This window comes from Kitasatospora sp. MBT63 (assembly GCF_000710465.2).
In the GTDB taxonomy this organism is placed as follows: domain Bacteria; phylum Actinomycetota; class Actinomycetes; order Streptomycetales; family Streptomycetaceae; genus Kitasatospora.
In genome coordinates, this window is the sequence record NZ_JAIZ01000192.1 from 36941 (window position 1) to 44645 (window position 7705).

General features: G+C 74.0%; 11 protein-coding genes. All 11 read right to left on the bottom strand.

Annotated features, from left to right (window positions below; translation table 11 throughout):
• Nucleotides 1–262 (bottom strand): helix-turn-helix domain-containing protein (locus tag AA75_RS13610; protein WP_033820225.1); only part of this gene is annotated, 262 nt, incomplete at its 3' end.
• Between the two features lie 194 nt (nucleotides 263–456).
• Nucleotides 457–1266, bottom strand: coding sequence for a tryptophan synthase subunit alpha (trpA, locus tag AA75_RS13615; protein ID WP_033820226.1), 810 nt, complete (start codon nucleotides 1264–1266; stop codon nucleotides 457–459).
• Between the two features lie 2 nt (nucleotides 1267–1268).
• Nucleotides 1269–2507, bottom strand: a complete 1239-nt coding sequence (trpB, locus tag AA75_RS13620; RefSeq protein ID WP_033820227.1) for a tryptophan synthase subunit beta — start codon at nucleotides 2505–2507, stop codon at nucleotides 1269–1271.
• 65 nt (nucleotides 2508–2572) lie between these two features.
• Nucleotides 2573–2722, bottom strand: a complete 150-nt coding sequence (trpM, locus tag AA75_RS53960; protein WP_368666561.1) for a tryptophan biosynthesis modulator TrpM — start codon at nucleotides 2720–2722, stop codon at nucleotides 2573–2575.
• A 10-nt stretch (nucleotides 2723–2732) separates the two neighbouring features.
• Complete coding sequence (gene trpC / locus AA75_RS13625; RefSeq protein WP_033820228.1) at nucleotides 2733–3545, bottom strand: indole-3-glycerol phosphate synthase TrpC; 813 nt, start codon at nucleotides 3543–3545, stop codon at nucleotides 2733–2735.
• Nucleotides 3546–3843: 298 nt separating this feature from the next.
• Nucleotides 3844–4284, bottom strand: a complete 441-nt coding sequence (locus AA75_RS13630; protein WP_033820229.1) for a DUF2752 domain-containing protein — start codon at nucleotides 4282–4284, stop codon at nucleotides 3844–3846.
• Nucleotides 4285–4418: 134 nt separating this feature from the next.
• Nucleotides 4419–4670: an HGxxPAAW family protein gene (locus AA75_RS13635; RefSeq protein WP_033820230.1), complete on the bottom strand. Its 252-nt coding sequence runs from the start codon at nucleotides 4668–4670 to the stop codon at nucleotides 4419–4421.
• Nucleotides 4671–4810: 140 nt separating this feature from the next.
• Nucleotides 4811–5413, bottom strand: a complete 603-nt coding sequence (locus tag AA75_RS13640; RefSeq protein WP_033820231.1) for a TIGR02234 family membrane protein — start codon at nucleotides 5411–5413, stop codon at nucleotides 4811–4813.
• A gap of 34 nt (nucleotides 5414–5447) precedes the next feature.
• Nucleotides 5448–5612 carry a hypothetical protein gene (locus AA75_RS53965; protein WP_233289012.1) on the bottom strand — a complete coding sequence of 55 codons (165 nt, stop codon included), beginning with the start codon at nucleotides 5610–5612 and terminating at the stop codon, nucleotides 5448–5450.
• Between the two features lie 94 nt (nucleotides 5613–5706).
• The gene (locus AA75_RS13645) at nucleotides 5707–7224 is read right to left on the bottom strand and encodes an anthranilate synthase component I (RefSeq protein ID WP_033820232.1); all 1518 of its coding nucleotides are present in this window, start codon (nucleotides 7222–7224) and stop codon (nucleotides 5707–5709) included.
• Between the two features lie 47 nt (nucleotides 7225–7271).
• Complete coding sequence (gene hisI / locus AA75_RS13650) at nucleotides 7272–7646, bottom strand: phosphoribosyl-AMP cyclohydrolase (RefSeq protein WP_033820233.1); 375 nt, start codon at nucleotides 7644–7646, stop codon at nucleotides 7272–7274.
• Between the last annotated feature and the right edge of the window lie 59 nt (nucleotides 7647–7705).

Consider the following 7705-nt stretch of genomic DNA (forward strand, 5'->3'; position numbering starts at 1 on the left):
TGCTCAGCCGCTGCACGGCCGCCACGTCGATCGCCTCGATCCGCAGGACGGCGGTCACCTCGCTGCGGCGGGCGGGCCGCCCGGGCTCCGGCGCGGGGAGCGGCCGGCCGGTGAAGGCCTCCAGGTCCTCCCGCGCGATCCGGTACTGCTTGCCGATCCGGACCGCCTGGAGCCGGCCGTCGCGGACGTAGCCCCGCACGGTCCGCACATGCAGGCCCAGCAGGCCGGCCACCTGTTCCACCGAGTAGAGCTGCTGCGGCATCGGGCCACCCTTCGGACTGTTCCATCACTCCCAAAACTACCATCGGGTCGGGGACGGATAGGGAAGTTCTAGGAGCATCCCGGAAAACGAGAACGGCCCGGTGGTCCGCGCGCGGGGCACGGACCGCCGGGCCGTCGAGGCCGTACGGGTGGTACGGGTGGTACGGGTGGTGCTGGAGCTACGGGTGCTACCGGTCAGCCGCGGCGGACGCCCGCCGCCAGGTCGGCGGCCAGCGCACGGACCGCCGTCAGGCCGGCCTGCTCGTCGCCGTCCGCGTCCAGCAGCCGCTGGACGAAGGCCGAGCCGACGATCACGCCGTCGGCGAAGCGGGCCACCTCGGCCGCCTGGTCGGCGGTCGAGACCCCGAGGCCGACGCAGACCGGCAGCTCGGTGGCGGCCCGGGTCCGGGCGACCAGGTCCTCGGCGAGGTTGCCGACCTGCGCCCGGGTGCCGGTCACGCCCATCACCGCGGCGGCGTACACGAACCCGGAGCCGGCCGCGGTGACCTCGCCCAGCCGCTGGTCCTTGCTGCTGGGCGCGACCACGAAGACGGTGTCCAGACCCAGCTCACCGGCCGCCTTGCGCCACTCGTCGGACTCCTCGACCGGCAGGTCGGGCAGGATGCAGCCCGCTCCCCCGGCCGCCGCCAGGTCGGCGGCGAACCGGGCCACGCCGTAGCGGTCGACCGGGTTCCAGTAGGTCATCACCAGCACCGGGGCGTCGGTGCGCGCGGCCACCTCGGCGACGGTGCGCAGCACGTCCTTGATCTTCACGCCGGCCCGCAGCGCGATGTCGTCGGCGGTCTGGATGGTCGGGCCGTCCAGCACCGGGTCGGAGTGCGGCAGGCCGACCTCGACGATGTCGCAGCCGCCCTCGACCAGTGCGTGGATCGCCTTGATGCCGCCGTCCACGGTCGGGAAGCCGGCCGGCAGGTAGCCGATCAGGGCGGCCCGGCCCTCGGCCTTGACGGCGGCGAGGGTGGTGCTCAGCTTGGTCTGCGTCATGGTCACTTGCCCCCGTCGGCGGCGTTGTCGTCGTAGAGGCCGAAGTACTTCGCGGCGGTGTGCATGTCCTTGTCGCCGCGGCCGGAGAGGTTGACCAGGATGGTCGCCTCGGGGCCGAGTTCGCGGCCGAGCACCAGCGCGCCGGCCAGGGCGTGGGCGCTCTCGATGGCCGGGATGATGCCCTCGGTGCGGGACAGCAGGCGCAGCGCCTGCATCGCCTCGTCGTCGGTGACCGGACGGTACTCGGCCCGGCCGGTGTCCTTCAGCCAGGCGTGCTCCGGGCCGACGCCGGGGTAGTCCAGGCCCGCCGAGATGGAGTGGCTCTCGATGGTCTGGCCGTCCTCGTCCTGCAGGACGTAGGTGCGCGAGCCGTGCAGGACGCCCGGGTCGCCCTTGGTCAGGGTGGCCGCGTGCTTCGGGGTCTCGGCGCCCTCGCCGGCCGCCTCGCAGCCGATCAGGCGCACCCCGGCGTCCGGGATGAACTCGTGGAAGATGCCCATCGCGTTGGAGCCGCCGCCGACGCAGGCGACGACCGCGTCGGGGAGCCGGCCGGTGCGCTCCAGCACCTGCTCGCGGGCCTCGATGCCGATCACCCGGTGGAAGTCGCGGACCATCATGGGGAACGGGTGCGGGCCCGCGACGGTGCCGAACAGGTAGTGGGTGGAGTCGACGTTGGCGACCCAGTCCCGGAACGCCTCGTTGATGGCGTCCTTGAGGGTGCGGCTGCCGGACTTCACGGCGATGACCTCGGCGCCGAGCATCCGCATCCGGGCCACGTTGAGCGCCTGCCGCTCGGTGTCGACCTCGCCCATGTAGATGGTGCAGTCGAAGCCGAACAGCGCGCAGGCGGTGGCGGTGGCCACGCCGTGCTGCCCGGCGCCGGTCTCGGCGATGATCCGGGTCTTGCCCATCCGGCGGGTCAGCAGGGCCTGGCCCAGCACATTGTTGATCTTGTGCGAGCCGGTGTGGTTGAGGTCCTCGCGCTTGAGCAGGACACGGGCGCCGCCCGCCTCGGCGGAGAAGCGGCGCACGTCGGTCAGCGGGCTGGGCCGCCCGGTGTAGTCCTTGAGCAGCGCCTCGAGCTCGGCGGCGAAGGCCGGGTCGGCCTTGGCCTTCTCGTACTCGTCGGCGACCTGCTCGACCGCGGCGACCAGGGCCTCGGGGATGAAACGCCCGCCGTAGGCGCCGAAGTAGCCGCGGGCGTCCGGGACCTGGGTACCCGGCTGGTAATTCTCGGACATGCGAAGTCCTTGAGGTGCGTGGTGAACGGGATGGCGTGCGGTGACGTCGATCGGCGACCCGAGGGTCAGCCGTGCGTCCTGCGCCATCGGCGACCGGGCACCTGTCCGGGCTCGCAGCCGATCACGTACCGCACCCGTCGGCCCAGCACCCGGCGTGCGGGCGCGCGGCAGCCGCGCGGGCGGCAGCCGGGGGCGAGACGGGAGGCGAGTGACATGGTGTGCGGGTCAGCCCCGCCCGTTGTTGCGCAGCGCCGGGTGGGCGCCGGCCGCGACCAGGTCGGCCACGGCCGCCTTCGGGTCCTTGCCGGTCACCAGGGACTCGCCGACCAGGACCGCGTCCGCGCCGAGGTTGGCGTAGGAGATCAGGTCGTGCGGGCCGCGCACGCCGGACTCGGCCACCTTCACGATGTGCGCCGGGATGGCGTCCACCACGTTGCCGAAGGTGTTCCGGTCGACCTCGAGGGTCTTGAGGTTGCGGGCGTTGACGCCGATGATCCGTGCGCCGGCGTCGACCGCACGGGCGATCTCCTCCTCGTCGTGCACCTCGACCAGCGGGGTGAGGCCGATCGACTCGGCCCGCTCGATGAGCGAGACCAGGGCCGGCTGCTCGAGCGCGGCGACGATCAGCAGCGCCAGGTCGGCGCCGTGTGCACGGGCCTCCCAGAGCTGGTAGGCGGTGACGATGAAGTCCTTGCGCAGGACCGGGGTGTCGACCGCGGCGCGCACGGCGTCGAGGTCGGCGAGCGAGCCGCCGAAGCGGCGCTGCTCGGTCAGCACGCTGATCGCGGCGGCACCGCCGGCGGCGTAGTCCTTGGCCAGGGCGGCCGGGTCGGCGATGGCCGCCAGCGCGCCCTTCGACGGGCTGGAGCGCTTGACCTCGCAGATCACCCGGACCCCGTCGCCCTTCAGGGCGGCGACGCCGTCCTTGGCGTCGGGTGCCTTGGCCGCGAGCTCCTTGAGCTCGTCCAGGGAGACCCGGGCCTGTCGCTCGGCGAGGTCCTCGCGGACCCCGTCGATGATCTCGTCGAGCACACTCACGCGAGCGCCCCCATCATTTTCTGCTGGCTCTGAGCCGACAGGGTGGGCCCTGCCGGGTCTTGCAGTCGGTCTGACCTCGGGGGGCGGGCCACCTGGGACCGGTGAAGATCCTGTGCCGGTCCACCCTCGTCGGTCCTTCGATGGTATCGGGCGCGGGGGGCGCGAGGTGCATCGGACCAGCTCGCGTCTCGCGGAGCGGACCCCGTTCGTACCGGCGCGCACCCCCGGCGTGCACGCCCATGACGTGCGCCGGTCCCGCACTACGGCCGCCTGCTACTGCGCCCCGATGCCGGGCGGCTCAGAGCGGCAGCGGCGCCAGTCCGGCCCCGATCGGGAGGTTGCGCACCACGGTGAAGACCGCCAGCAGCAGCACCAGCAGCACGGCCTGCCGGGCCCCGAAGGAGAACCGGGGGGCGGGCGCGCCGGTCAGCGCGGCCCAGGCCCAGCGCAGCCAGAACACCGCCAGCACCACGGCCAGCACCATCACCAGCAGGTTGTCGTGACCGGCCGCATTGAGATCGCCCCTGGTCAGCGCGTGGACGCAGCGCAGGCCGCCGCAGCCGGGGCACCACCAGCCGGTGGCCCGCAGCACCGGGCAGACCGGGTAGTGGCCGGGGGCGTTGGGGTCGACCGCGGCGACGTACGCGGTCGGCAGGCCGACCGTCACGAGGGCGGCCAGCGGGCGGCCGAGCCTGCGGAGCGGGGATGCCTGCGGGGCCGGGGCGGCGGGAACGTTCACGGAAGCGATTGTGCCGCCCGTGCGGGCCGCCCGGGCAGAGGCCGGACGGCGGGCGTGGCGGGCCCGCCGTCCTTCGAACTCCCGTGCCGGTCAGGCGGACCGGCGGTGCGGGTCGGCCGTGCGGTGGGGCCGGGTCAGGCGGCCGCGACCGGGGTCCGCTCGACGGCCGGCTCGGCCGGAGCGAAGTGCGGGCTGGGCTGCTTGCCCATGCCCGCCATCGACATGGCCTTGCCGACCACGCCGGCGGCCACGACGACCACGAGACCGGCCCAGAAGAGCAGGACGTTGGGGATGATCATCGCGACACCGCTGATGGTGAAGCCGATGAAGGCGATGGTCACGCCGGTCCAGGCGGCGGGAGTGTGGCCGTGCGCTGCTGCCGACATCTGCTGGTGCTCCTTGAGTCCTCGGGTCCCGGCCGGGCCGCCGCGTGGCGCTCGACGGGTTGACGGGTTCCATTGTGCCGGGCCTTGACGGCGAGCCCCAAAGGGGGGCCCGGTAGCCCTCGTCACACTCGCCGGGCGTTTCAGCCGGTCGGGTCCTCGCCGCGGTCCAGCGCCTTCCACAGGTCGGCCGGGGAGCCCGCGGCCCGGGGCGCGGCCGCGCCCTTGCGGACGGGCGCCTCGTAGCGCGCGCCCATGGCGGGCCAGGACCGGCCCGAGCGGACGGTCAGCAGGCCCGCCAGCGCCAGCAGCAGCGCGCCGGCCAGCGCGACCCACGGCCAGCCGGAGTGGGTTATCTGCTGGGCCTGCGCATCGGCCAGCGCCAGCTTGCGGGCGGCCTCGGTGTGCAGCCCGGCCGTGTCGGTGGCCCCGAGCACGGCGCCCGCCGCCGCCCCGAGCCCGGCCAGCACGGTCAGCACGCCGACGGCCGTACGGGCCCGGCCGCGCACCGCGAACACCGCCACCGCGGCGGCCAGCGCCACCAGCGTCAGCCCCCCGGGCAGCCCGGTCAGCGTGGCGCCGGTCGCGCTCACCGCCAGCCGGCCGCCGTCCAGCCCGGTCACCGTCCCCTCCGCCCAGATCCGCCCGACGGCGGTGAGCACCAGGACGGCGCCGAGCGCGGTCAGCAGCAGCATCAGGGACAGGCTGCGGCGGTCGGTCGGGCGCGGAGCGGTCTGTTCGGTCACCCGTCCACTATCCCCGACCCGGACACCGTGCCCCTCAGGCGGGGTCCCGCGGGAAGCCGTCGGTCCGGATCACGACCGCCCGGCCTTCGAGCGGGACCGTCAGGTCCTCGCCGAACGGCACCCGCCCGGTCTCGCGGTACACCCCCGACCGCTGCGGGGCCGAGTGCACCGTGCAGACGCCCTCCCGCGGGTCGATCACCGCATGGACCGGGATGCCGCACTGGGCGTACAGCCGCAGCTTCTTGACGAAGTCGCTCTCACCGACCCGACACCCCTGATGTCCTCTGATGTCCTCACGACACGGGCGCGCGAAGGGTGTTGGCGGTGGCGACCGCGCGCAGGACGGCGGCCGCCTTGTTGCGGCACTCGGCGTCCTCGCTCGCCGGGTCGGAATCGGCGACCACGCCCGCGCCGGCCTGGACGAAGGCCGTGCCGCCGCGGATCAGGGCGGTGCGGATGGCGATCGCGGTGTCGGAGTCACCGGCGAAGTCCAGGTAGCCGACGCAGCCGCCGTACAGGCCGCGGCGGGTGGGCTCCAGCTCCTCGATGATCTGCATCGCCCGCGGCTTGGGCGCCCCGGAGAGGGTGCCCGCGGGGAAGCAGGCGGTGAGCACGTCGAAGGCGGTCCGCCCGGCGGCGACCTTGCCGGTGACGGTGGAGACGATGTGCATCACGTGGCTGTAGCGCTCGATCGCCATGAAGTCGACCACCTCGACGCTGCCCGGCTCGCAGACCCGCCCGAGGTCGTTGCGCCCGAGGTCGACCAGCATCAGGTGCTCGGCCCGCTCCTTGGGGTCGGCGAGCAGCTCGGCGGCCAGCTCGGCGTCCTCGTGCGGGGTGGCGCCGCGGTGCCGGGTGCCGGCGATCGGGTGCACCATCGCCTCGCCGTCGGTGACCTTGACCAGCGCCTCCGGGCTGGAGCCGACCACGTCGAAGCCGCCCTCCGCGGTGCCGTCCGGACCCGGGAAGCGGAACAGGTACATGTACGGGCTGGGGTTGGTGGTGCGCAGCACCCGGTAGACGTCCAGGGCGCTGGCCGGGCAGGGGGCCTCGAACCGCTGCGAGGGGACCACCTGGAACGCCTCGCCGGCCCGGATCCGCTCCTTCACCTCCTCCACCGCCTTGCGGTACGGCTCGCCGCCGAACGGAGAGTGGGCGTCGGCGGCGGTCGGGGTGAAGGTGGCGAGGCCCGGGTCGACCGGCTTGCGCAGGTCGGCCTCCATCGCGTCGAGCCGGGCGAGGGCGTCCGCGTGGGCCTCGTCGACGCCGGAGGCGAGGTCGTTGTGGTTGACCGCGTTGGCGATCAGCACCACGCTGCCGTCGACGTGGTCGAGCACGGCCAGGTCGGTGGCGAGCAGCATGGTCAGCTCGGGCAGCCCCAGGTCGTCCGGGGTCAGGTCGGGGAGCTTCTCCAGGCGGCGGACGATGTCGTAGCCGAGGTAGCCGACCAGGCCGCCGGTGAGCGGCGGCAGGCCGTCGTCGGCGGGCCGGGGGGTGTGCAGGGCGGCCAGCGCGGCGCGCAGCACCTCCAGCGGGTCGCCGGTGGTGGGGATGCCGACGGGCGGTGTGCCGAGCCAGCGGGCGTCGCCGTCGGGGCCGACGGTCAGGGTGGCGGCGCTGCGCACGCCGACGAAGGAGTACCGGGACCAGCTGCGGCCCTGCTCGGCGGACTCCAGCAGGAAAGTGCCGGGCCGTTCGGCGGCGAGGCTGCGGTACACGCCGATCGGGGTGAGGCCGTCCGCGAGGAGCCGGCGGGTGACGGGGATGACCCGGGTGTCTGCGGCGAGCTTGCGGAAGGCCTCAAGGTCCATGGGGTGCGGCACCGTTCGAAGTTGGGGCGGGCGGGACTGGGAGAAGGTTACCGAGCGGGCAGCAGCACGTCGGCGTCGAAGCAGGTCCGCTCGCCGGTGTGGCAGGCGGCGCCGACCTGGTCGACCTTGACCAGCAGGGTGTCGCCGTCGCAGTCCAGGGCGACGCTCTTGACGTGCTGGAGGTGGCCGGAGGTGTCGCCCTTGACCCAGTACTCGCTGCGGCTGCGGCTCCAGTAGGTGCAGCGGCCGGTGGTGAGGGTGCGGTGCAGTGCCTCGTCGTCCATCCAACCGAGCATCAGCACCTCACCGGTGTCGTACTGCTGGGCGACGGCGGGAAGCAGGCCGTCCTCGGTCCGCTTGAGGCGGGCCGCGACGGCCGGGTCGAGGGCGGTGGTGCCGGGGGCGGCGGGCGTGGTGGACATACCACCATTGTGGCAGCCGGGGTACGGCGGCCGGGTCCGGTGGTGCCGCGGCGGCGGGT

Excerpts from the sequence above, each read along its gene's own strand:
- trpA (WP_033820226.1), bottom strand. The coding sequence starts at position 1,266 with ATGACGCAGACCAAGCTGAGCACCACCCTCGCCGCCGTCAAGGCCGAG.
- trpB (WP_033820227.1), bottom strand. The coding sequence starts at position 2,507 with ATGTCCGAGAATTACCAGCCGGGTACCCAGGTCCCGGACGCCCGCGGC.
- trpM (WP_368666561.1), bottom strand. The coding sequence starts at position 2,722 with ATGTCACTCGCCTCCCGTCTCGCCCCCGGCTGCCGCCCGCGCGGCTGC.
- AA75_RS13635 (WP_033820230.1), bottom strand. The coding sequence starts at position 4,670 with ATGTCGGCAGCAGCGCACGGCCACACTCCCGCCGCCTGGACCGGCGTG.
- AA75_RS13645 (WP_033820232.1), bottom strand. The coding sequence starts at position 7,224 with ATGGACCTTGAGGCCTTCCGCAAGCTCGCCGCAGACACCCGGGTCATC.
- hisI (WP_033820233.1), bottom strand. The coding sequence starts at position 7,646 with ATGTCCACCACGCCCGCCGCCCCCGGCACCACCGCCCTCGACCCGGCC.